The sequence below is a fragment of the Sphingobium sp. SA916 genome (assembly GCF_002894065.1).
Classification (GTDB): Bacteria; Pseudomonadota; Alphaproteobacteria; order Sphingomonadales; family Sphingomonadaceae; genus Sphingobium; species Sphingobium fuliginis.
On sequence record NZ_LXYF01000041.1, the window covers coordinates 77538 to 100368 of the forward strand.

Genomic DNA, 22831 nt, shown 5'->3' on the forward strand with positions numbered 1-22831 from the left:
TCGCTAAAGCAGGAAGTCACTCGCGGTCAGGTTGTGCACCCCGATCAGCCTGATCGCGAAATCCACCGTCGCCGGATTATTGTCGACATTCGCGTCGACAAAGCTGTCCGTACCGTTGGAATAGACATGAAGCTGGCCCGGCCCGGAAAAGGCTGCATTGCCGATGAAGCTGAAGGCCTGGTTTCCCGACAGCGCCGGCATTGCGTCGATTGCGGACAGGTCGATCCGGTCGATCCCCTGCTGAAAATCCATGAGCCGGTCCATGATCGCGGGCGTGCTGTTGCCTGTGGCGTTATAGATGAACAGGTCGGCATCGGCGCCGCCGGTCAATATGTCCGCGCCCGCCCCTCCCGTGATGCGGTCGGCGCCTGCCCCTCCATCGATGATGTCGTTGCCGCCCGCGCCGTTCAGCGTGTCGGACCCGCCATTGCCGATCAGCGTGTCGTTGCCGCCGGCGCCCCTCAGCGTGTCTTCCTCCCCCTGACCGATGAGCGTCGATCCACCGCTTGCCGCCGTCAGCGACAGGCCGGAGACATTGTTGACGACGACCGTCAGGTTCTGGGAATCCTGCGCGCCCAGGCTGTCCGTGGCCAGCACCTGCACCTGATAGCGGTTGTCCAGGTTGGAATCTGCGGGCGCTTCGAAATCCGGAGCGCTCTTGAAGGTCAGGACTCCGGTCTGGGGATCGATGGAAAAGAGCGCGCCATCAACGGCTGACCCCAGCGAATAGGTGATTGTCTGGCCCAGATTGACGTCCGTCGCCACGACCTTCGTCACGGCCGTGCCATTTTCGGCCATTCGGATGGTTGCGGAAGCGCCCCCGCCATTCGAGATGATGATCGGCGCGGCGTTGAGGATGGTGACGGTGACGGCGATGGCCTGGTCGTCATAGAATGTTCCGTCGGACGCGCGGACGATGACGTCATAGACATTGTCCTTGCCGGTGTCTGTCGGCAGCAGATAATTGGGCGTGTTGACGAAGTTGAGCTGCCCTGTCGAAGCGTTGATCGTGAATTTGCTCGCATCCACGCCGCCCGCAATGGAATAGGCCAGCGTCGTGTTGGCATCCGGATCGACCGCCGTCACCTTCATCACCGGCCGCGTGCCGGTGGAGACGGAAACGGCAGCCGTATCGCCGCCGCCGCCGGAAGTGATCACCGGCGCATGCTCGTTCACATTGGTGACGGTGACGTTGATGGCCTGATCGTCGAACAGCGCTCCGTCGGACACCCTTACCGTCAGGCTATAGACATTGTTCGCGTTCGCATCGCCGGGCAGGTCGTAATTGGGCGGGCTGAGGAAGGCGAGCGCGCCGGTCGATGCATCGATAGAGAAAAGCGCGCGATCGGGTCCGCCGACGATAGAATAGGCGAGAACCGTAGCCGCATCGGGATCGGTCGCGGTCACGCTGGTCACGGCGGTTGTGTTTTCGGCGACGGAAATAGCCGCGGACGCGCCACCGCCGTTGGAGGTTATGACCGGCGCCTCGTTCACATTGGTGATCGTGACCGCGATCGCCTGATCATCGTACAGCGTGCCGTCGGACGCACGCACCACGACGTCGTAGACATTGTTCGTCCCGGCGTCGGTAGCCGCCTCGAAATTCGGCGCGGTGAGGAAAGCCAAGGCGCCCGTCGCGCTGTCGATCTTGAATTTCGCGGCGTCCGCTCCGCCGGAGATGGAATAGCCGATCACCGTTCCGACATCCGCGTCGGTCGCGACAACGGTCGTCACCGCCGTGCCGTTCTCCGCCATGGAAAGCGCCGCTGTCGGACCGCCGCCACCGGAGACGATCACCGGCGGATTCTTATATTCCAGCGTGACATTGTGCAGGCCATAGCCGCCCAGATCGACCGTTACGATCTCCCCGACCCGGCTATAGCCCAAGGCTCCGGTGACGACGATCCCGTCCGTGCCCGGATTGGCGATGTCGATGACGACCTTCCCCTCCCCCTGAACGGAAAAGGCAAGATTGTGACCGTCGCCGGCGACGCTCAGCAGCACGGCCCGCATCGGCAGATCGGTGATGTGCGTCACATCGTCCGCTGCCGCTCCCAGATTGATCCTGAAGGTTCCGCCGCTCTGGGGAAGGAAGACGCTGTCGCTGTCATAGGCGTACCAGCCGGTCACATTCTGGATGACCAGAGCGCCTTGGCGGTCGACGTCCAGCGACAGATTGCCGACATTGGCGCCGCCGACGCTGGCGGTGATGCTGTTGCCCGCCGCCGTGGTCGTGATCGTCGCATTCCTGACCGCCGTCATGCGCGCGGCCAGATCGTCCAGGGTGACGAACTCCATGTTCGCCGCCACCGCATGCTGCAACCAGCTCGTGAACATCGAAATATCATAGGGACTGTCCACCGTCGGGCTGCCCGACAGGAAATCCGCAGCGCCATAATCATGCCAGGGCCAGACGATCACCGGCGTCTGCGCATTGGCGACCAGCTTGTCGAACTCCCCGATCCAGGCGGCTGTCGCCTCCGCCACGGTCTTCTTCTGAAATTCGATGAGTGTGTAGTCGAAGGAGGTGTTGGGCGCGAAATAGATCTGGTTCTGATTGTCCGGCGTCAGATAGCCGAAGGCATTGGGATAGCCCGCCCCCTGTGCCGCATAGCCGCCGGTCAGATAGTCCGACACATATTTCATGATCTCCTGCGAGGTCGGCAGCAGTTCCGGCGCGCCGGGCACGGCCGCGCCCGTGATCTGGAACGGCTGGTTCAGATAGGCGCCGATCTGCTGGTTGAGGATCGTGATGCTGTTCTGGAATTCGGTCTGGATCTGCTGCGCGCTGAGCAGGTTGGTGTTTTCCGGATGCGTCAGGCTGTGCGTGCCGATCTCATTGCCAAGGTCCAGCAGCGCCTTGTAATAAGGCAGGGACACCGCCCAGTCGGTACCGGTGCCGTTCGTGCCGTCGCCGACGTTCAGATAAAAGCTGCCGACGAAATTATAATCCGCCTTCCACTGCGTCAGGATGGGCAACAGCTTGTCGTAGATGCCCGGCGTGCTGCCCGCGGGATTGACGTCTTCCAGTTCCTGGCTCTGATCCATGTCGACGCGGGCTGCGACGATGCCGGAATCTCGCGACAGGTGCAGGCCGACCGACAGGCCGGTGCCGTTCGCCGCATAGGAGATCGCCTGCTGCAGCATATTGGCGTCGGCCATGATGCCTTCGCTGGAGAACAGAATGTTGCGCGCCGCCCCGGTCTGCGTCGCCAGCGCGGCCGAATAGACGGAGCCGCCATCGATGGTCTCGGTCGCGATCTGGTGGCCCGTGCCGCTGACGCTGGTAAAGGCGTTCCAGCCGACGCCGGTGTAGCTGTTCACCTGCTGGCCATTGGCATAATGGTCGAGGACGAGGCCCGTCGCGTCGGTCGCGTTCACCACCACATTGCCGGTGCCCCCGGTGACGCGGGTTGCGTCGAACAGCAGCTTCATCTGCGCATAGGGATCGCCGGGCAGCGGATCGCCGCCGATCGTACCGCCCTGCACATGGGGCTGGTTCGTCATGAACTCGCCCGCCGTGACCAGGCCGATGCCCAGTTGTTTGCTCGCCATTTCCAGCGTGTGGGAAATCGCCTCCACCTTGTCGACGGGCACGTTGCGGAAGGACGGGAACACCAGCGCATCGTAATGGGACAGCTTGGCAAGGTCGGTCAGGTCCGCTTCCGTCAATATGTCGAAGGGGATGCCGGCCTGGATCGCCTGCGCCTGAACCGACATGAAAAGCTGCGAATAGGCGGTGGGGCTGAAATAGTCGTCGGCTGTCGTCTGGGAGAAGACGATGCCGATCCGCATGTCAGGCGCCTGGGTTGCGGTCGTCTGGTTGAAGACCGTGAACGGCGCCGACAGATAATTGGACGGCATGAAGCTGTTCGACAGGTTGTTGATGTCGTAATAGGTGTACATCGCCGCCGGATTGCCCACCGCCGAAGTGGGGAGGCGGAATTCGACCGTGGTCCGGTCAGCCGACCAGGCCGTCTGCAGCCCGGACAGCACCAGCGTCTCCCCCGCTGCGCCGGTGTAGAGGTTCACCGTGCCGTCCGCCGCGAAGTTCACATTATATTCGGCGCCGCCGGCAAAGCCGAAAATCTGATAACCCGTGGCGGTCCTGCCGTCCGTGTTCAGCCAGACGGTGGTGTCCGCGCCTATGGCGACCGGAGCCGTCAGGGCGAAGACGAAGGCGTCATTGTCCAGGGTCGCATAAACCTGATAGCCGGGGGCGCTGTTGTCGTCGATCCGGTCGGTTGCGAGCCAGTCATTCAGAGAGCCGTCGATGGTGACGCTGTGGCCATAGGTCATGGCAAACCCCCAAACTTATGGATGCCGAAATCATTTCATAAGTTTGCGACCGAATATCTTTTGGTTTTTCCAAGTAAAAACCAGTCACGCCTGAAAATTGGGCAATGAAGCACAACGCTTTTGCCCGATACCCAAGACAAAGGATGCCGTTCCGGGACATGCCCAGCCATTATCCATGTCGATGAGGCTGTATCAGGGTATAGAAGTCATCTTCTCATGCCCATAGCAGTTCCCATGACCGGGATTCCGCCCAAGGCTACAGTCACACCGCGCATCTATCTGGGGCGACTCGGTTTTTGAAGTTTTTACCCATGGTTAATTTGCGGTTAGGCATGTTCCAATGTCAACTTCAATGAACAGAATCCCCGGAAAAATCCAAAATAACGGCAAATATGCCGGCAATTAACGACGTCATTTCGTTAAGTATAGCTGACGGTTTATATCCATAGCCATATCCCTACCTTCTTTATTTTACTTTATACCGCTTCCGCTTCGACCACCTGTCCCGCCGGAGGCCGTTCATCAGATCGGGATCGATGTTCCGCGAGAAGGGACTGGGATTGTGCTTGGGGCGTGCGAAAAACTATCGTCGATCGGCCTTCTTGCCGTCGCAACGCTGATGCTGGCTGCATGTGGAGGCGGAGATGAAGGTTCGCCAACCCCCGCACCCACGCCGACCCCGGTTCCGACACCATCACCCTCCCCCAGCCCTTCCCCCACGCCCACTCCGGCACCCGCGACGCTTTCCAGTTGGGACTGGATATTGCAGAGCCAGGGCCTGCCCCCGGCGCCGCCTGCCGTTGCCTATCTCGACGTCGACGGGTTCGACACGGCTGCATCCTATGTGACGCTGGCCAAATCCCGTGGAACCAGGACGATCTGCTATCTCGATGTCGGATCGGCGGAGAGCAACCGGCCCGACTATGCCAGCCTCTCGGCCATATCCGGACTATTGGGCAACAGCTATCCCGGCTTTGCGGGCGAACGTTATATCGACATTCGCCGCTACCCCGAATTCATCCAGATCATGGACGACCGGCTGCGCATGTGCCGGGACAAGGGTTTCGACTATGTCGAATTCGACGTGATGGATGCGTTCGAGGATGGAGCCGCGACGACGGGGTTCAACCTGACCGAACAGGACATGATCGCCTATGTGACCGCCCTGTCCGCCCGGGCGCGCGGCTATGGACTGAAACCGGTGCAGAAGAACACCAGCGGTTCGTCCGCGGCGCTGGCGCCGCTGTTCGACGCCATATTGTTCGAAGGATGCGTGCTGGGCGATTTCTGTGCCGACAGCGCGCCCTATGTTGCGGCGGGCAAGCCGGCGTTCAATGCCGAATATCCGGAGGAATGGCCCGCCGGAACCTTCGACCGCGCCAGAACATGCAGCGTGTCCGCCAGCGCCACCGTCTCCACGATCATCACCGTCGTGGACCTGGACAGGCCCGCACCGGACCGCTGCGTTCCTTGAAACGGGCTTCGCGGCAATGTGAAGGGAATGGCGCACCCGGAACGATTCGAACGTCCGACCCTCAGATTCGTAGTCTGATGCTCTATCCAGCTGAGCTACGGGTGCGTTGTGGAGGGGCAGATAGAAGGGGGCGGGCAGTCTGGCAACCCCTAAACTGGACAATCTTGAATTTAAAAGATGCCGTGCGACCGAGCCTGAGGACAAGCGGCTTCACGCCCGTGCGAGCAAGGGAAAACGGAATTTGGGGAAATGGCGCACCCGGAACGATTCGAACGTCCGACCCTCAGATTCGTAGTCTGATGCTCTATCCAGCTGAGCTACGGGTGCGTTGGAGTGGCGCAGATAGAAGCGGCCAGACATTTGGGCAAGCCCTTTTTGCACTTTTTTGGCGGACTGCCTGATCGAAGGCGTCGTACCGCAACCTTGTCCCGCTCCGGTCGTTCGAGAGGCAGGAAAGGATGCTGAGATGACCTTCAATCCCAACGAAATCGCGCTGCTGGTGATCGCGCTGCTGATCGGGCTGCTTCTGGGCCTCATCATGAGCGGACGCGGCAAATATAAGCGCTACTGGCGTGATGAGCAGCTTGCCCACGCCCAGGCGGTCAAGGACCGCGACGCCCGCCTGACGGCGGCGCAGGAGCGGATTGCCGAACTGGAACGTCAGTCGGTTCCTCCACGCTCCGCCACCCTTGGGACCGCCGGAAGCGCGCATGAGCGGGATGATTTCAGCCGCATCCGGGGCATCACCCCTCAGGACGAGATCGCGCTCAATCAGGCGGGCTATCATCGCTACGATCAGATCGCGGCGATCAGCAGCGAGCAGGAGGCAGCGCTTGAAACGCGCCTCGGCCTGCGAAGCGGCGTGATTTCCCGGGAGGAATGGCGGGAACAGGCCCGCCTGCTGGATGCGCGTCAGGATCATGAACATGCGCGGCTCTACGACCAGCGCGCCACGCCTGTCTAAAAATGAAGGGGGCGGGATAATCTCCCGCCCCCTTCCTGTCATTTCCGGTTCGCCAGCGCCGCCTGAGCCGCCGCCAGTCGCGCGATCGGCACGCGATAGGGCGAGGCCGACACATAATCGAGGCCGGTCTTCTCGCAGAAGGCGATGGAGGCCGGGTCGCCGCCATGTTCCCCGCAAATGCCGAGCTTGATGCCCTCACGGGTCGCTCGACCGCGTTCGGCGGCCAGTTCGATCAGTTCGCCAACGCCTTCCACGTCGATGCTGACGAACGGGTCGCGGGCGAAGATGCCCTTGTCCACATATTGCGTCAGGAAGCGGCCGGCATCGTCGCGACTGATGCCGATGGTGGTCTGCGTCAGGTCGTTGGTGCCGAAGGAGAAGAATTCGCCCACTTCCGCGATCTCGCCTGCCTTTAGCGCAGCGCGCGGCAGTTCGATCATCGTGCCGACCAGATAGTCGACGCTGGCGCCCTGCTCCTCGAAAACCTGTTTGGCCACGCTGTCGACGATCGCCTTCATCAGTTCCAGCTCTTTCTTCGTGGCAACGAGCGGGATCATGATTTCAGGGATCGGCGCCTCGCCGCTGCGCTGCTTGATGATCAGCGCGGCTTCGAAGATGGCGCGGGCCTGCATCTCGTAGATTTCAGGATAGGTGACGCCCAGACGGCAACCGCGATGGCCGAGCATCGGGTTGAATTCGTGCAGTTCGGCAGCGCGGCGCTTCAATGCTTCCACGCCGACGCCCGCAGCCTTGGCCACTTCCTCGAACTCCGCTTCGCCATGCGGCAGGAATTCGTGCAGCGGCGGATCGAGCAGGCGGATGGTGACGGGCAGGCCCGCCATCACCATGAAGATCTGCGCGAAGTCGTCGCGCTGTTCCGGCAGCAGCTTGTCGAGCGCGATGCGGCGGCCCTTTTCCGTGTCCGCGAGGATCATCTCGCGCACGGCGGTGATGCGGGCCGCGTCGAAGAACATATGCTCGGTACGGCAGAGGCCCACGCCTTCAGCACCGAAATCGCGGGCAGTCTGGCAATCCAGCGGCGTTTCGGCATTGGCCCGGACCTTGAGGCGGCGGACCTTGTCGGCCCAGCCCATCAGCGTGCCGAAGTCACCCGCCAGTTCCGGCTGCACGGTCGGCACTTCGCCCGCCATCACCTCGCCGGTCGAACCGTCGATGGTGAGGATGTCGCCTTCCTTGAGCGTGCGGCCTTCGATGCGCAGCGTCTTGGCGGCATTGTCGATCGACAGGCTGCCCGCGCCGGAAACGCAGGGACGGCCCATGCCGCGCGCCACCACGGCCGCGTGGCTGGTCATGCCGCCGCGCGCGGTCAGGATGCCCTTGGCCGCGTGCATGCCGTGAATGTCCTCCGGAGAGGTTTCCACACGAACGAGGATCACCGAATCGCCCAGTTCGTTGCGGCGCTCCGCAGTGTCGGCGTCGAACACGATGGCACCCGAAGCCGCGCCCGGAGAGGCGGGCAGGCCCTTGGTCAGCACGTCGCGCGGCGCCTTGGGATCGAGCGTCGGATGCAGAAGCTGGTCGAGCGCGGCGGGATCGACGCGGGCGACCGCTTCTTCCTCGGTGATCAGGCCCTCATTCGCCATGTCGACCGCGATCTTGAGCGCGGCCTTGGCGGTGCGCTTGCCCGAACGGGTCTGGAGCATCCAGAGCTTGCCCTGCTGCACCGTGAACTCGATGTCCTGCATGTCGCGATAATGGGTTTCGAGGATCTGGAACACCCGCGCCAGTTCGGCATAGGTTTCCGGCATCGCCTCTTCCATCGACAGCGGCTTGGCCCCTGCCCGCTCGCGCGCCTGCCTGGTAAGATACTGCGGCGTGCGAATGCCCGCCACCACATCCTCGCCCTGCGCATTGATCAGATATTCGCCATAATAGGCATTCTCGCCGGTCGCCGGGTCGCGGGTGAAAGCGACGCCGGTGGCGGAAGTATCGCCCATATTGCCGAACACCATTGCCTGCACGTTCACGGCCGTGCCCCAATCATGGGGAATCGAGTTCAGGCGGCGATAGACCTTGGCGCGGTCAGCCTGCCAGCTACCGAAGACGGCGCTGATTGCGCCCCAGAGCTGGTCGTTCACATCCTGCGGGAAGGGCTTGTTCCAAAGTTTTGAAACAAGGCCCTTATATTCGGTGACGAGCGCCTTCCAATCGTCGGCGGTCATTTCCGTGTCGAGCGTGTAGCCCTGGTCTTCCTTGGCGACTTCCAGCGCTTCCTCGAACGCGCCATGGTCGAGCTCCAGCACCACGTCCGAATACATCTGGATGAAACGGCGATAGCTGTCCCAGGCGAAACGTTCGTCGCCGGAAGCGGCAGCCAGACCCAGCACGGTTTCGTCATTGAGGCCGAGGTTCAAGACCGTGTCCATCATGCCAGGCATCGAGATGCGTGCGCCGGAACGAACGGAAACCAGCAGCGGGTCGGCCTTGTCACCGAACTTCTTGCCGGTGATGCCCTCGATATGGGCGATGCCGTTGGCGACTTCCGCTTTCAGGCTTTCAGGATAGACGCCGCCGTCCTGATAATAGCGGGTGCACATCTCCGTGGTGATGGTGAAGCCCGGGGGCACCGGCAGGCCGATCGCAGCCATGCCGTCCAGATTCGCACCCTTGCCGCCGAGAAGATTCTTGTCCCCTTTGCCGCCATCATCGACGCCGCCGCCGAAACGATAAACATAACGGGTTGCGGTCGTGCTCATGCTGGCCTCTTCCATTGTCAACATAATCGCGGCTCTCCTGCACTGATTGCCGTGTATTTGTGCGATGCAACAAAACTTAAACAACAGGCGGGCGACAAACGCACCCGCTTTTACGACGATTGCTCTCCGATTCCACTGATTTTCCCGCTTGTGCGGGTATGTTTTGGTATTAGCCCGTAATTTTCGAGAAGTCGGCCACCGCGTGGACGGCGTTCCGCACCCGCGCAAGCAGCGCGAGGCGAGCGGAACGTTTCGCCGGATCGGCATCGTTGACGGTGACGGTTTCGAAAAAGGCGTCGATCGGCGCCCGCAATGTTGCAAGTGCTGCCATGGCCCCTTCGAAATCTTCCGCCGCCAGAGAGGCGTCAGCGCGAGGCTCCGCGGCGTCGAGCGCGGCGATCAGGTCCGCCTCCGCCTGTTCGGGGGCATGGGAGAGTTCGACCTGCCCGGCTGTTTCGGCGCCTTCCTTCTTGAGGATGTTTGCCGCGCGCTTGTAGCCGGCGAGGAGGTTGGCGCCGTCGTCCGTGGCGATGAAGGACTGGAGCGCCTCCACGCGGGCGAGCAGGCGGACCAGATCGTCTTCGCCGCCCAACGCGAATATGGCGTCGATCAGGTCATGGCGGACGCCGGCTTCACGCTGCTGGACCTTCAGGCGGTCCGCGAAGAAGTCGAGCAATTCACCCTCCGCCACGGACAGACGCAAATTATTGGCGGTGACGATCTGGATGACGCCCAGCGCTGCCCTGCGGAGGGCGAAGGGATCGCGCGAGCCGGTAGGCTTCTCATCGATGCCGAAGAAGGAGCGGAGCGTATCCAGTTTGTCGGCCAGCGATACCGCCACGGTCAGCGGCGCGGTCGGGACTTCATCTCCCTGCCCGACCGGCTTGTAATGGTCGCGGATGGCATCCGCCACGGCATCGGGCAGGCCTTCGGCCCGGGCATAGTAGCCGCCCATGATGCCTTGAAGTTCAGGGAACTCGCCCACCATTTCGGTGACGAGGTCGGCCTTGGCGAGACGGGCAGCCTGTTCGGCCAAGTCCGCCAGCGCCTTTTTCCCTTCGTCATTCCCATGGCGGGAATCCATCGCCGATGTTGCATCCGGGTGAGAGATCTGGGGATGGGGCCCCGCCTTCGCAGGGGCGACGATGCCTTCTTCCACCAGCCGGCGCGCCAGCTTTGCGACACGCTCCACCTTATCGGCCACGGTGCCGAGCTTTTCGTGGAAGGTGATGCGTTCCAGCTTCTTTGCGTGATCCTCCAGCTTCGTCCTGCGATCCTGCTCCCAGAAGAAGCGGGCATCCGACAAGCGGGCGGCGAGAACCTTGCGGTTGCCCGCCACGATCGCCGCGCCGCCATCCTTCGCCTCGATATTGGCGGTGCAGATGAAGGCCGGGGCCAGCTTGCCGTCCGCGTCGCGCAGGACGAAATATTTCTGGTTGATACGCAGGGTTAGCTGAATGACTTCAGGCGGCACCTCAAGGAAGGCCGGGTCGAAATCGCCCAAGAGCGGGACCGGCCACTCGGTCAGCCCCGCATTTTCCGCGATGAGGCCCTTGTCCTCGATCACCGCGTAGCCGCGGGCTGCCGCGGCTTCGGCAGCCCTTGCCTCGATGATCGACTGGCGTTCCTGGTGGCTGGCGATCACATGGCATGCGCGCAGCTTTTCGGCATAGTCATGCGCGCCGCCGATGGTGATCTCGCCGGGATGGTGGAAGCGGTGCCCCAGCGTTGCGTAGCCGCTGCGGATGCCTTCGATTTCGATGTCGACCAGATCTTCGCCCAGGATCGCGACGATGCCTTGCAGCGGGCGGACCCAACGCAGGCTTTCCGTGGTCTGCGAGGCGGCGCCCCAGCGCATCGACTTGGGCCAGGGGAAGCTGCGGATAATGGCAGGGACGGCTTCGGCCAGAACCTCGGCAGTGGCGCGACCGGGCTTGTTTACCGTGGCGAACCAGACGCCGTCACGATCCTCAAGCTGATCCTGGGTCAGGCCGGTCTTGCGAAGGAAGCCCTCCAGCGCCTGCGCGGGCGCCGAGGTGCGGGGCCCCTTGAATTCTTCGCTGACAGCGGCGGTTTCCAACGGCAGGTTGCGGGCTATCAGGGCCAGGCGGCGGGGGGTGACGAAGCTGTCGATGCTTTCAGGCTGCAGGCCGGACCTTGCCAGTTCCTCGGTGAAGAGGCGGCCAAGGTCTTCCGATGCCTTGATCTGCATGCGCGCGGGGATTTCCTCGCAGCGCAGTTCGAGGAGGAAATCAGTCATGCGGCTTCCTCCAGGTTGGGCGCGCCGCGCCGCAAGTGGGACGCCGCCGGGTCCGAAATCCCGGCTTTGGTGGGCATGGCGGAGATAATCGAGTCCATCATGCGGCCCACCCGTTCACTTCCATCCACTTTTCGCAGGCGCCCTTGGCGAGGTCGCGAACGCGGCCGATATAGCTGGCACGTTCCTGCACCGAGATGACGCCACGCGCTTGCAGCAGGTTGAAGACATGGCTCGCCTTGATCGCCTGATCATAGGCGGCGAGCGGAACGCCTGCCTCCAGCGAAGCCTTGCACTCCGCCTCCGCATCCCTGAACCAGCGGAACAGCTTTTCGGTATCGGCTATCTCGAAATTCCATTTCGACATCTGCCGCTCATTTTCCAGGAACACTTCGCCATAGGTGACGCCCGCATCGTTGAACTTCAGGTCATACACGCTGTCGACGCCCTGGATGTACATGGCGAGGCGTTCCAGGCCATAGGTCAGCTCACCCGCGACCGGTTTGCAGTCGAAACCGCCCATCTGCTGGAAATAAGTGAACTGGGTGACTTCCATCCCGTCGCACCACACTTCCCAGCCAAGCCCCCAGGCGCCCAGCGTCGGGCTTTCCCAATCGTCCTCGACGAAGCGGATGTCGTGGAGCAGCGGATCGATGCCGATCTCCGCCAGCGAACCCAGGTAAAGTTCCTGGAGGTTTGCCGGGCTGGGCTTCATGATGACCTGATATTGATAATAATGCTGGAGACGGTTCGGGTTCTCGCCATAGCGGCCATCGGTCGGACGGCGGCTGGGCTGGACATAAGCGGCGTTCCAGGCATTGGGGCCAAGACTGCGCAGCGTCGTCGCGGGGTGGAAGGTGCCCGCGCCCACTTCCATGTCATAGGGTTGCAGGATCACGCAGCCCTGCCGTCCCCAATAGGCATGCAGGGTCAGGATCAGGTCCTGAAAGGAAAGCGCTTTACTTGTCGCCACCGGTGGTCCCCAGAAATCACGGCTTTAAGAAAATGACGGATCGATTGCGGCGCGCCTTGGCGCAGCGAGGGCGCAGGGTCAAGGGAAAGAGGGCGGGCTTAACCGTAAATCCGCTTGCTCTGGCGGCCGGTGGCCCGCATGGAAGGGAAAACCCTTAAGGAAACGGACCCGCAATTCAGATGAGATGGCCCTCTTTCCGCTGGCTGGCCCCCGCCATGATGCTGCTTGGCGGATGCGCGCTGGAACAGCCCGCCGCCGCCCGCGGTGCGGCGACGCGCTCCGCCTATGTGACGCCGGCGCTGTGGGAGGTGAAGGACGCCGACACCACCATCTATCTGTTCGGCACCGTCCATGTGATGAAGCCGGGGGTCGACTGGTTCAAGAGCGGGGTCAGATCGGCCTTCGATCAGTCGGACGAGCTGGTGCTGGAGATCGTCGAGCCGGAAGATCCCAATGGGCTGGCGTCCACCATGGCGGGCGCGGCGCTTGCGCGGGACGGCGTGAAGCTGTCGGACCGCCTGGGCGCGGACGACCGCGCCAAATATCAGGCGGCGATGAGCACGAACGGGCTTCCCTGGCAGGCCTTCGAGATGTTCAATCCCTGGATGGCGGGCATGGCGCTGTCGGTGAAGCCCCTCGAAGCGCTGGGCTACAAGTCGGACCTGGGCGCGGAGAAGGTGCTGACGGCGGCCGCCAGGGCTTCGGGCAAGAAGGTCGGCGCGCTGGAGACGGTGGAACAGCAGCTCGGCTATTTCGCCGGCCTGCCGATGGAGCAGCAGGTGAACTTCCTGACCGCGACCATAGAGGGCCTGCCGGACATGGACCGGGAGTTCGCCAGCCTGGTCGCGCACTGGCAGGGCGGGGAGCCGGACAAGCTGGCGGCGGAGATGAACGAATCGCTGGAGGCGACGCCGGAACTGGCCCAGGTGCTGCTGATCCAGCGCAACGCCAACTGGGCGAAATGGATCAAGCAGCGGCTCGACCAGCCGGGCACCCTGTTCATTGCCGTCGGCGCCGGGCATCTGGCGGGCAAAGGCAGCGTGCAGGACCAGTTGGCGGCGCTGGGCATCGCGTCGGCACGGGTGAAACAATAGGATGATCGGCCTTCTGGCGCGCTGGCTGGGGCTGGCCGTCCTATGCCTGACTGCCGCTTGCGGGGAGAATCCCCCTGCCCCGCCGCCCGGTGGAGGGCCCGCGCTCTGGCGGGTGGAGGGCAAGGGCGTCGACGGCTGGCTGTTCGGCACCATCCATATATTGCCGGGCGGCGTGGAATGGCGGACCGGGCCGATCGGGGAGGCGATCGGACGAGCGGACAGGCTGGTGTTGGAATCGGCCGGGATACAGGATCAGGCGGGCACTTTGGCGCAGTTCGAGAGGATGGGGCGCAGTCCGGGGCTGCCCCTGCTGGAGACGCGCGTTCCGGCGGGAGACAAGGCGGCGCTGGAGGAGATCGTCGAGAATGGCGGCACCAATACGCAAACTCTCTCCGCTTATGAGGATTGGGCGGCGGCGATGCTGCTGTCGGCGGCGGCGCAACAGGCCCTGCATGTCAGCCAGGATCATGGCGTCGAACCCGCGCTGATCGCGACATTCGGAAAGGCGGGTAAGCCCATAAGCGGGCTGGAGACCGTGGAGCGGCAGTTTCGGGCGTTCGATACGCTCCCCCCGGATGCGCAGCGGCGGCTGCTGGTCGATACGGTGCGCGAGGCGAAGGAGATGCGGCGGCTTTACGACCATATCCTCAACGCCTGGATCAGGGGCGATCTCGCCACCCTTGCGCGGGACGGCAGGTTGGGCGAGACGCCCGATCCAGTGGTGGAACAGGCGGTGCTGGTGGACCGGAACCGTGACTGGGTGAAGTCGGTGGAGACGCTCAAGGGGCGGCCCTTCATCGCGGTGGGCGCGGGACATCTGGCGGGCAAGGACAATCTGGTCGACCTGCTTCGGGCCGGTGGATACAGGGTGACGCGGATGCAGTAGCACCCATCCCGCTCCCCGGCCCTTGCTTTCCAGCGCCTTTCTGCTATTGGGCCGCGGTCCCGACATGGTCATCCCTGGAGGCGTGGCGGGCACCTACATCAATTTGCTTTTGGAGACACGCAATGAGCGAGCAGCTTACGCTGTCGGCAGAGGCACGCGATCGGGCAGGCAAGGGAGCCTCCCGCGCTCTCCGCCGTGAGGGCCGCGTACCCGCCGTCATCTATGGTAACAATGAAGAACCGCAGTCGATCCATGTCGAGGAAAAGCTTCTCAACAAGCTGCTCGGCACCGGCCATTTCTTCAATTCGGTCGTCTTCGTCGAAGTGGGCGGCAAGAAGGTCCGCACCCTCGCCAAGGATGTGGCTTTCCACCCCGTGACCGACCGTCCGCTGCACGCCGACTTCCTGCGCGTTTCGGAACATGCCACCGTCCACGTCAACGTGCCGGTTGTCTTCAGCAATGAAGACGCTTCGCCCGGCCTGAAGAAGGGCGGCGTGCTCAACATCGTCGCGCACGAGATCGAACTGATCGTCGATGCGGCCGAGATTCCGGACGATGTCGTCGTCGACCTGACCGGCCTGGATGTCGGTGAGTCGATCCACATCGGCGCCGTGAAGCTGCCCAAGGGCGCCAAGGCTGCCCATGACGAAACCGACTTCACCGTCGCGACCATCGTTGCCCCCTCGGCTCTGAAGAGCGCCGAAGGCGACAATGAGACGCCGGCTCAGGGCGAATAAGCCCCTAGTCTGGCTGACCGTTTTATCGGTTCGCTCAACCCCCGTTCGGGCTGAGCTTGTCGAAGCCCCGCTCTTTTCGAAGAAGTGAGGCCGTTCGACAGGTTCAGGACGAACGGGGTTTTGCTTATCGGGAGTATCGACACGATGCAGATCTGGGTGGGCCTGGGCAATCCCGGAACCCAATATGCGATGAACCGGCATAATGTCGGTTTCATGGCGGTCGACCTGATCGCGGACATGCATCGCTTCTCTCCGCCGAAGAAGCAGTTCCAGGGCTGGGTGCAGGAAGGACGCATCGGTCCTGAGAAGATCGTCCTGCTGAAACCGGCAACCTTCATGAACGAGAGCGGACGCTCGGTTGGGGAAGCCATGCGCTTCTACAAGCTGACGCCGCAGGATGTGACGGTCTTTCACGACGAACTGGACCTTGCGCCCATGAAGGTCAAGGTGAAGCGCGGCGGCGGCAATGCGGGACATAACGGCCTGCGTTCGACCGATGCGCATATAGGGGCGGAGTTTCGCCGGGTGAGGATCGGCATCGGCCATCCGGGGCACAAGGACCGGGTGCACGGCTATGTGCTGGGCAATTATCACAAGAGCGAGATGGACGCGCTGGCCGATATGCTGGGCGCGATCGGGGCGGAGGCGGAGTGGCTCGCCAAGGGAGAGGATGCGCGGTTCATGAATGAGGTGGCGCTGCGGCTGGCGGACTGAGACGGGCGAATTGCGCGTCCGTCCGCCCTGCCCTCACGGTGAAATGGCCAGGGTGGATTGCGGACTGTCGCAGTCCCACGCCATAGAGTAGGCCTGACTTTCCACTGACCAAGGGGATCCGGGTGATACAGACCTTCGCGACGCAGCCTTTCGACGACCAGAAGCCGGGCACGTCCGGCCTGCGCAAGAAGGTGCGGGTCTTCCAGCAGCCCCATTATGCCGAAAATTTCGTCCAGTCGGTCTTCGACAGCCTTGAGGGGTACGAGGACCAGACGCTGGTGGTCGGCGGCGACGGCCGCTACCTCAATCGGGAGGTTATCCAGACCGTTTTGAAGATGGCGGCCGCCAATGGTTTCGGCCGTGTTCTGGTGGGGCGGGGCGGAATTCTCTCCACTCCGGCGGCCTCGCATCTGATCCGGTCGTCGGGGGCCTTTGGCGGACTGGTTCTGTCCGCCAGCCACAATCCGGGCGGGCCGGACGAGGATTTCGGGATCAAATATAATGTCTCGAACGGTGGCCCGGCGCCGGAGACGGTGACCGACGCCATTCATGCGCGGACCCTGGCCATCGACAGCTATCGCATTTTCGAGGCGAACGATGTCGACATCGACACGCTGGGCAGCACGACCCTGGGCGACATGACCGTCGAGGTGGTCGATCCGGTCGCGGGCTATGCCGAACTGATGGAGAAGCTGTTCGACTTTACCGCGATCCGGGCGATGATCGCGGACGGCTTCACCCTTTCCTTCGATTCGATGAGCGCGGTGACGGGCCCCTATGCCGTCGAGATTTTCGAAAAACGGCTGGGCGCGCCTGCGGGAACCGTGCGCAACGCCACCCCCCTGACCGACTTCGGCCATCATCACCCCGATCCCAATCTGGTTCACGCCAGGGAGCTGTACGACCGGATGATGGCGCCGGACGCGCCGGATTTCGGCGCCGCTTCGGACGGCGATGGCGACCGCAACCTGATCATCGGGCGACATTGTTACGTCACCCCTTCGGATTCGCTCGCCGTGCTGGCGGCCAATGCGCATCTGGCGCCGGGCTATGCGGCGGGCCTCAAGGGCATTGCGCGCTCGATGCCGACCAGCGGCGCGGCCGATCGCGTGGCGGAAAAGCTGGGCATTCCGCTTTATGAAACGCCGACGGGATGGAAATTCTTCGGCAATCTGCTGGATGCCGGCATGGCAACCATCTGCGGGGAGGAAAGCGCCGGCACCGGGTCCGACCATGTGCGGGAAAAGGACGGCATCTGGGCGGTGCTGCTGTGGCTCAACATCCTGGCCGTCCGGCGGCAAAGCGTGGCGCAGATCATGGCCGAACATTGGGCGACCTATGGCCGCAACTATTATGCGCGGCATGATTATGAAGCGATTGCCAAGGACAGGGCCGATGCGCTGATGGCGGCGTTGCGGGACCGACTGGAGGCGCTGCCGGGCACGACAAACAGCGGCGGCGCGGTGCAAAGCGCCGACGATTTCGCCTATAGCGATCCGACCGACCAGTCCGTCAGCCGCAACCAGGGCGTGCGCGTGCTGTTCGAGGATGGTTCTCGGGTGGTGTTGCGGCTTTCGGGGACGGGTACGGAGGGCGCGACCCTGCGCGTCTATATCGAGCGCTATGTGGGCGCGGATGGCGATCTGGCGCTGGAGACGAGCGAGGCGCTCGCACCGCTGGTGAAGGCGGCGCAGGAAATTGCGGACATTTCGGGCTTTACCGGGATGGAGCGGCCGAGCGTGATTACCTGAGGACAGTCGCCAAAGCTTACCATGGGGAAATGGACCGGAAATGAGGGCACGCTAAAGGGCGGGCGATCGACCGACGCTCTTCTTGCTCCTCTGCGAAGGCAGTAGCCCAGTCCGGCCATTTGGAAGACGAATAAACGTCTGAACTGGGCTCCTGCCTCCACAGGAGCAGCATCATCAAGAGCGGCGCTTTTTTTGCGAGGACGTGATGCGTCGCCTGTTGCCTGCCCTCTCCTGCGCGCTGATCGCCATGGCCGCCCCTGCCCAGGCCCGGACGGCGGAGGATGAGCAATTCTGGCTGAACCTCACCGCCATGGGCCCGATCTCCGGCGATCTCGTCTATTTCGCGGAGATTCAGCCACGCTTCGGGGATGGCGTTTCAGGGGTCGACCAGACCATCCTGCGCGGTGGTCTGGGCTGGAAACTGTCCCCCAGCGTGACCGTCTATCAGGGCTATGCCCATGTCGTGCTGCCGGTCGACAATGGGCGCGACGTGAATGAGGAGCGAAGCTTCCAGCAGGTCAACTGGACCATCGGCAAGCCCTGGGGCGGTGAGCTTTCGTCGCGGACCCGGCTGGAGCAGCGCTGGCGTTCCGACGGCGACGACATGGGCTGGCGACTGCGGGAGATGCTGCGCTACGAAAAGCCGCTGGGCAGCAAGGCGGTGAGCGCTCTCGTCTATGGCGAGGGCTTTGTGGCGCTCAACAGCACCGACTGGGGCGCGAAGGGCGGGTTCGATCAGTTGCGCAGCTTCATCGGGGCCGAGATCGGGCTGGGCGGCGCATCGACGGCCGAGATCGGCTATCTCAACCAGTGGATCGACCGGCGCGGCGGCAATGCGCGCGTGAACCATGTCGCTTCCGTCACGCTCTTCTTCCGTCATTGAGACCGCACGGACTCTGGCCAAGCCGCCGGGAAAGCGCTATCGGCGCGGCCATCGGATTTGACGTGAAGGCAGTATCATGGGTTTTCGTTGCGGTATCGTCGGGCTTCCCAATGTGGGCAAGTCCACCCTGTTCAATGCGCTGACGGAGACGCAGGCGGCGCAGGCGGCGAACTATCCCTTCTGCACGATCGAGCCCAATGTCGGGCAGGTCGCCGTGCCCGACCAGCGCCTGCAGACCATCGCCAAGATCGGCGGTTCGGCCAAGATCATCGAGACACAGCTTGCCTTCGTCGACATTGCAGGGCTGGTGCGCGGCGCATCCAAGGGCGAAGGCCTGGGCAACCAGTTCCTGGCGAACATCCGCGAGGTGGACGCCATCGTCCATGTGCTGCGCTGCTTCGAGGATGACGACATCACCCATGTCGAGGGCAAGGTGGACCCCATTGCCGACGCCGAGACGGTCGAGACCGAGTTGATGCTGGCGGACCTCGAATCCCTTGAAAAGCGCGTGCCGAACTTCGCCAAGAAGGCGGCGCAGGGCGACAAGGAGGCGAAGGCCGCGGCGTCCGTGCTGGGCAAGGCGCTGGACCTGCTGCGCGAGGGCAAGCCGGCGCGGCTGACCCGGCCAGGCGACGATGAGGAGGAACGCATCTTCCGCCAGGCGCAACTGCTGACGGCCAAGCCTGTGCTCTACGTCTGCAATGTCGAGGAAGAAAGCGCGGCGCAAGGCAACGCCCATTCGGCCCGCGTGTTCGAAAAGGCGGCGGCGGAAGGTGCGAAGGCGGTGATCGTCTCGGCCGCGATCGAAGCCGAACTCATCACCATGCCGGTCGAGGAGCGGGCTGAATATCTGGAGGCTCTGGGGCTGGAGGAAGCCGGCCTCGCCCGCATCATCCGTGCCGGTTATGAACTGCTTGGCCTCATCACCTTCTTCACCGTTGGACCGAAGGAGGCGCGCGCCTGGACAGTGGCCAAGGGATCGAAGGCGCCCCAGGCGGCAGGTGCGATCCATACCGACTTCGAAAAGGGCTTCATCCGGGCGGAAACCATGGCCTATGCGGATTATGTCCAGTATAATGGCGAGGCCGGGGCCAAGGAAGCGGGCAAGTGGCGTTCCGAAGGCAAGGAATATGTGACGCAGGATGGCGACATCATGCTGTTCCGGTTCAACGTCTGAGGGCCGATGCTGCGTCCGGGACAGATGGCTGCGCGACGCAAGGCGGCCTTTCCCCCCAGCGTCGACGAAACGACGCGGCTGCTGATCCTGGGCAGCCTGCCGGGTGACGTATCGATCAGGCAGGGCGAATATTATGCGCATCGGGGCAACGCCTTTTGGGCGCTGATGGGCGATGTGCTGGGCGAGGATCTGCGCGGCCAGCCCTATGCGATGCGGTTGAAGCGGCTGAAGGCAAGGGCAGTGGGCCTTTGGGACGTGATCGAAAGCGCTGACCGGGAGGGCAGCCTGGACAGCGCGATCCGGGGCGCGGAGTTGCGCGACCTGTCGGCCTTCGTGGATCGGCTTCCCGCGCTGGAGGCTGTGGCCTTCAACGGCAAGACCGCCGCGCTGCATGGGCGGCGCCAGATCGGTGCGCGACCGGGACTGGCTCTGATCGACCTCCCCTCCTCCAGCGGCGCTTTCGCCAGCATGTCGCGGGAGGCGAAGCGGAACGCCTGGATGGCGATGATGCCCTATGTGAGCGGGGCATAGGGCGCTCGTCACTTTACCGTCATGGTCCTTCTGCTAAGGCAGGGGCATGTTTTTCCGCCGCTTTTCCTTCGCCGGCCTTCTCCTTCTTCAGGTGCTCGGCGGCTGCGCGCGACCGGACGAGCGGCCGGTGTCCAGTTCCGCACCGGCCGAGCGGCGGGAACCGGTCACGATATTGGTATCCATCGACGGCTTCCGCCCGGATTATCTGAAACGAGGCGTAACGCCGCATTTATCCGCGCTGGCCGCGAGCGGGGTGGAGGCGGCGATGCGCCCCTCCTTCCCCACCAAGACCTTCCCCAATCATTGGGCCATAGTGACCGGCCAGCGTCCCGACCGCAGCGGCATCGTCGCCAACAGGATGGAGGATGCGGCGCGCCCCGGTGAGACCTTCACCATGGCGACCGACGATCCCTTCTGGTGGAACGGGGCCGAGCCGATCTGGGTGACGGCGGAGAAGGCCGGCGTACGGACGGGGACATTGTTCTGGCCCGGGTCGAACGTGGCCTGGGGCGGGACTGAAGCGGCGGAGTGGCCGCACAGGATCAGCGGCGGCATCCGGCCAGGCGACTGGGCACAGTTCAACCAGGAGATTTCGGGGACGCAGCGGGTGAACGGCGTGCTGGACCTGTTGCGGCGGCCGGCGGCGATCCGCCCGCGCTTCCTGACGCTCTATTTCGATGCGGTGGACACGGCGGGCCATGCAGCCGGACCGGAAGCGGCCGAGACGACGCAGGCGGCGGCGGAGGTCGATGGCAAGATCGGCATGCTGGTCGACGGGCTGAAGGCCATGGGCCAGCCGGCCAATCTCTTGATCCTGTCCGACCATGGCATGGCGCAGAAATCGAGCGAGCGTGTGGTCGCGCTGGACAAGGTGGCGGACCCGGCCGACTACCGCATCGTCGAGAGCGGACCTTATGCCAGCCTGGCTGCGCAACCGGGTCATGAGGCGGCGCTGGAAACGGACCTGCTGAAGCCCCATGCGCATATGCAATGCTGGCGGAAAAGCGCGATCCCAGCGCGTTTCCATTATGGCGCGCATCGGCGCATCCCGCCTTATTTCTGCCTTGCCGAAACCGGCTGGGTGATACAGCCGAGCGGTCCCGTCAAACCGTTCGTCGGCGGCGATCATGGCTGGGACAATCAGGCGCCGGAAATGCAGGCCCTGTTCATCGCCAATGGCCCGGCTTTTGACAGAGGGTTCACGCCGCCTTCGGGTTTCGACAATGTCGACGTCTATCCGCTGCTGGCAAGGCTGCTGGGAATCGCGCCCCGCCCGGGCGACGGCAATTCCGCCACATTGGCAGGCCTTGTCAGGCATTGACGTTCGCGTAAACGGAAACTACTCCTTCACCCGTTGCGGAAGGAACGGGCATGAGCGAGATCGTCTATTTCGAAGATGTGCAGGTAGGTGACAGGAACGAATTCGGTCCGCTCACCATCAGCCGGGAGGAGATCGTCGCCTTTGCCAGCGAATTCGACCCTCAGCCCTTTCATCTGTCCGACGAGGCCGCGGCGGGCACGCATTTCGGCAGCCTGGCCTCCAGCGGGTGGCATACCACGGCCCTGTCGATGAAGATGATGGTGGCGGAATGGCAGCGCAATCCGGGCATTCAGGCCGCCAGCCTGGGTGCGATGGGCGTGGATGAACTGCGCTGGTTGCAGCCGGTTCGTCCGGGCGACACGCTGCGCGGCGTTTCCGAGGTGATAGAGGTCAAGGCGTCGCGCAGCCGCCCCGAAATGGGGATCGTGAAGACCCACATCACGCTCTTCAACCAACGCGACGAACCGGTGTTGTCGATGAAGCCCATCGCCATGTTCCGGACGCGCCCGGCTTGAGTCAACGGGGCTGGTTGGCGCGGGCGTCGGCGGCCATGATGCGGATCGAAGGCTTTAAGGCGCTGGCGATCTGGATGGTGTGAAGGCCCGGCGACAGGTCGAACCACAGGATTTTGCGGATGCCGGAACAGGCCGGCCCATGCTCATGGGCGACGGAGGTCAGTGCGGTCGTGCCGGTGGCGGCGTCCACCCAGGCGCCTTCCGACAGAGCGATGCCGATGCGCGCCGCATCCTTCACGGCCAGGGTGAAGAGGCCGGCATGGCTTTTCGGAAGGACCTTGCCGGGCGGGACGATGAACTGAACCTGCGGACCGGGTCGCAACTCTGCGACGACAGGCTTGCCCAGGATGATGCGCGGCGCGGTGGATGCCGTCGCGCCCGCGGTCACGGTGCCGCTCTGGGTCCAGCTTGTCCAGGGTTCGGGCAGGGATGGCGCACCGGCGCAGGGATCAGCTGCGGCTTGGGCGTGTAGCGGGGCGAAGGCAAGAAGGAGGAGAAGCCGCTTCATCGGTGCTTCCTTCACAAGCGATGGGATGGC

At 63.4% G+C, this 22831-nt stretch carries 17 protein-coding genes and 2 tRNA genes; 12 read left to right on the forward strand and 7 right to left on the reverse strand.

Going from position 1 to position 22831, the window contains the following annotated elements:
• Window positions 1–3 precede the first annotated feature (3 nt).
• Window positions 4–4299: a cadherin domain-containing protein gene (locus A8G00_RS12905; protein WP_103000857.1), complete on the reverse strand. Its 4296-nt coding sequence runs from the start codon at window positions 4297–4299 to the stop codon at window positions 4–6.
• A gap of 619 nt (window positions 4300–4918) precedes the next feature.
• On the opposite strand from A8G00_RS12905, the gene A8G00_RS12915 reads away from it, so the two are divergent.
• On the forward strand, window positions 4919–5773 hold the full coding sequence (locus A8G00_RS12915; protein WP_253257991.1) for an endo alpha-1,4 polygalactosaminidase: 855 nt from the start codon (window positions 4919–4921) through the stop codon (window positions 5771–5773).
• 28 nt (window positions 5774–5801) lie between these two features.
• On the opposite strand, the gene A8G00_RS12920 is transcribed toward A8G00_RS12915, so the two are convergent.
• Window positions 5802–5878, reverse strand: a tRNA-Arg gene (locus A8G00_RS12920).
• A 145-nt stretch (window positions 5879–6023) separates the two neighbouring features.
• Window positions 6024–6100 (reverse strand) — tRNA-Arg (locus A8G00_RS12925).
• Between the two features lie 139 nt (window positions 6101–6239).
• Between A8G00_RS12925 and A8G00_RS12930 the strand changes: the two genes are divergently transcribed.
• Window positions 6240–6737 carry a hypothetical protein gene (locus tag A8G00_RS12930; RefSeq protein ID WP_103000860.1) on the forward strand — a complete coding sequence of 166 codons (498 nt, stop codon included), beginning with the start codon at window positions 6240–6242 and terminating at the stop codon, window positions 6735–6737.
• Between the two features lie 38 nt (window positions 6738–6775).
• Here the strand turns inward: A8G00_RS12930 and ppdK are convergent, their stop codons facing one another.
• The 3 genes from ppdK to A8G00_RS12945 all read right to left on the reverse strand — a co-directional run bounded on the left by ppdK (window position 6776) and on the right by A8G00_RS12945 (window position 12684).
• A complete protein-coding gene (gene ppdK, locus A8G00_RS12935; RefSeq protein WP_044662403.1) occupies window positions 6776–9478 on the reverse strand; it encodes a pyruvate, phosphate dikinase in 2703 nt (900 codons plus the stop codon).
• 145 nt (window positions 9479–9623) lie between these two features.
• Window positions 9624–11714 carry a glycine--tRNA ligase subunit beta gene (glyS, locus tag A8G00_RS12940; protein WP_103000861.1) on the reverse strand — a complete coding sequence of 697 codons (2091 nt, stop codon included), beginning with the start codon at window positions 11712–11714 and terminating at the stop codon, window positions 9624–9626.
• Window positions 11715–11811: 97 nt separating this feature from the next.
• Complete coding sequence (locus A8G00_RS12945; RefSeq protein WP_103000862.1) at window positions 11812–12684, reverse strand: glycine--tRNA ligase subunit alpha; 873 nt, start codon at window positions 12682–12684, stop codon at window positions 11812–11814.
• A gap of 179 nt (window positions 12685–12863) precedes the next feature.
• Here A8G00_RS12945 and A8G00_RS12950 point away from each other — a divergent pair, with 179 nt between their 5' ends.
• From A8G00_RS12950 to A8G00_RS12995, 10 genes are all read left to right on the forward strand, one after another.
• On the forward strand, window positions 12864–13778 hold the full coding sequence (locus A8G00_RS12950) for a TraB/GumN family protein (protein WP_103000863.1): 915 nt from the start codon (window positions 12864–12866) through the stop codon (window positions 13776–13778).
• Between the two features lies 1 nt (window position 13779).
• A complete protein-coding gene (locus A8G00_RS12955; RefSeq protein ID WP_103000864.1) occupies window positions 13780–14664 on the forward strand; it encodes a TraB/GumN family protein in 885 nt (294 codons plus the stop codon).
• A gap of 122 nt (window positions 14665–14786) precedes the next feature.
• The gene (locus tag A8G00_RS12960) at window positions 14787–15401 is read left to right on the forward strand and encodes a 50S ribosomal protein L25/general stress protein Ctc (protein ID WP_025550158.1); all 615 of its coding nucleotides are present in this window, start codon (window positions 14787–14789) and stop codon (window positions 15399–15401) included.
• Between the two features lie 144 nt (window positions 15402–15545).
• Entirely contained in the window at window positions 15546–16115 is a 570-nt protein-coding gene (gene pth, locus A8G00_RS12965) for an aminoacyl-tRNA hydrolase (protein ID WP_044662408.1), read from the forward strand.
• Window positions 16116–16237: 122 nt separating this feature from the next.
• The gene (locus tag A8G00_RS12970; protein ID WP_103000865.1) at window positions 16238–17866 is read left to right on the forward strand and encodes an alpha-D-glucose phosphate-specific phosphoglucomutase; all 1629 of its coding nucleotides are present in this window, start codon (window positions 16238–16240) and stop codon (window positions 17864–17866) included.
• A 205-nt stretch (window positions 17867–18071) separates the two neighbouring features.
• A complete protein-coding gene (locus tag A8G00_RS12975; protein WP_103000866.1) occupies window positions 18072–18749 on the forward strand; it encodes a DUF2490 domain-containing protein in 678 nt (225 codons plus the stop codon).
• A gap of 76 nt (window positions 18750–18825) precedes the next feature.
• Window positions 18826–19926 carry a redox-regulated ATPase YchF gene (ychF, locus tag A8G00_RS12980; protein WP_025550155.1) on the forward strand — a complete coding sequence of 367 codons (1101 nt, stop codon included), beginning with the start codon at window positions 18826–18828 and terminating at the stop codon, window positions 19924–19926.
• 6 nt (window positions 19927–19932) lie between these two features.
• Window positions 19933–20457 carry a DNA-deoxyinosine glycosylase gene (locus A8G00_RS12985; protein WP_103000867.1) on the forward strand — a complete coding sequence of 175 codons (525 nt, stop codon included), beginning with the start codon at window positions 19933–19935 and terminating at the stop codon, window positions 20455–20457.
• A gap of 46 nt (window positions 20458–20503) precedes the next feature.
• On the forward strand, window positions 20504–21778 hold the full coding sequence (locus tag A8G00_RS12990; protein ID WP_103000868.1) for an ectonucleotide pyrophosphatase/phosphodiesterase: 1275 nt from the start codon (window positions 20504–20506) through the stop codon (window positions 21776–21778).
• 50 nt (window positions 21779–21828) lie between these two features.
• Complete coding sequence (locus tag A8G00_RS12995) at window positions 21829–22293, forward strand: MaoC family dehydratase (RefSeq protein ID WP_044662412.1); 465 nt, start codon at window positions 21829–21831, stop codon at window positions 22291–22293.
• A gap of 1 nt (window position 22294) precedes the next feature.
• Here the strand turns inward: A8G00_RS12995 and A8G00_RS13000 are convergent, their stop codons facing one another.
• Window positions 22295–22801: a hypothetical protein gene (locus A8G00_RS13000; protein ID WP_103000869.1), complete on the reverse strand. Its 507-nt coding sequence runs from the start codon at window positions 22799–22801 to the stop codon at window positions 22295–22297.
• Between the last annotated feature and the right edge of the window lie 30 nt (window positions 22802–22831).

Coding starts and splice junctions, on each gene's coding strand:
- A8G00_RS12990 (WP_103000868.1), top strand. CDS start 20,504: ATGTTTTTCCGCCGCTTTTCCTTCGCCGGCCTTCTCCTTCTTCAGGTG.
- A8G00_RS12915 (WP_253257991.1), top strand. CDS start 4,919: ATGCTGGCTGCATGTGGAGGCGGAGATGAAGGTTCGCCAACCCCCGCA.
- A8G00_RS12960 (WP_025550158.1), top strand. CDS start 14,787: ATGAGCGAGCAGCTTACGCTGTCGGCAGAGGCACGCGATCGGGCAGGC.
- A8G00_RS12995 (WP_044662412.1), top strand. CDS start 21,829: ATGAGCGAGATCGTCTATTTCGAAGATGTGCAGGTAGGTGACAGGAAC.
- A8G00_RS12950 (WP_103000863.1), top strand. CDS start 12,864: ATGAGATGGCCCTCTTTCCGCTGGCTGGCCCCCGCCATGATGCTGCTT.
- A8G00_RS13000 (WP_103000869.1), bottom strand. CDS start 22,801: ATGAAGCGGCTTCTCCTCCTTCTTGCCTTCGCCCCGCTACACGCCCAA.
- ychF (WP_025550155.1), top strand. CDS start 18,826: ATGGGTTTTCGTTGCGGTATCGTCGGGCTTCCCAATGTGGGCAAGTCC.
- A8G00_RS12905 (WP_103000857.1), bottom strand. CDS start 4,299: ATGACCTATGGCCACAGCGTCACCATCGACGGCTCTCTGAATGACTGG.
- A8G00_RS12975 (WP_103000866.1), top strand. CDS start 18,072: ATGCGTCGCCTGTTGCCTGCCCTCTCCTGCGCGCTGATCGCCATGGCC.
- ppdK (WP_044662403.1), bottom strand. CDS start 9,478: ATGTTGACAATGGAAGAGGCCAGCATGAGCACGACCGCAACCCGTTAT.
- A8G00_RS12955 (WP_103000864.1), top strand. CDS start 13,780: ATGATCGGCCTTCTGGCGCGCTGGCTGGGGCTGGCCGTCCTATGCCTG.
- pth (WP_044662408.1), top strand. CDS start 15,546: ATGCAGATCTGGGTGGGCCTGGGCAATCCCGGAACCCAATATGCGATG.
- A8G00_RS12930 (WP_103000860.1), top strand. CDS start 6,240: ATGACCTTCAATCCCAACGAAATCGCGCTGCTGGTGATCGCGCTGCTG.
- glyS (WP_103000861.1), bottom strand. CDS start 11,714: ATGACTGATTTCCTCCTCGAACTGCGCTGCGAGGAAATCCCCGCGCGC.
- A8G00_RS12985 (WP_103000867.1), top strand. CDS start 19,933: ATGCTGCGTCCGGGACAGATGGCTGCGCGACGCAAGGCGGCCTTTCCC.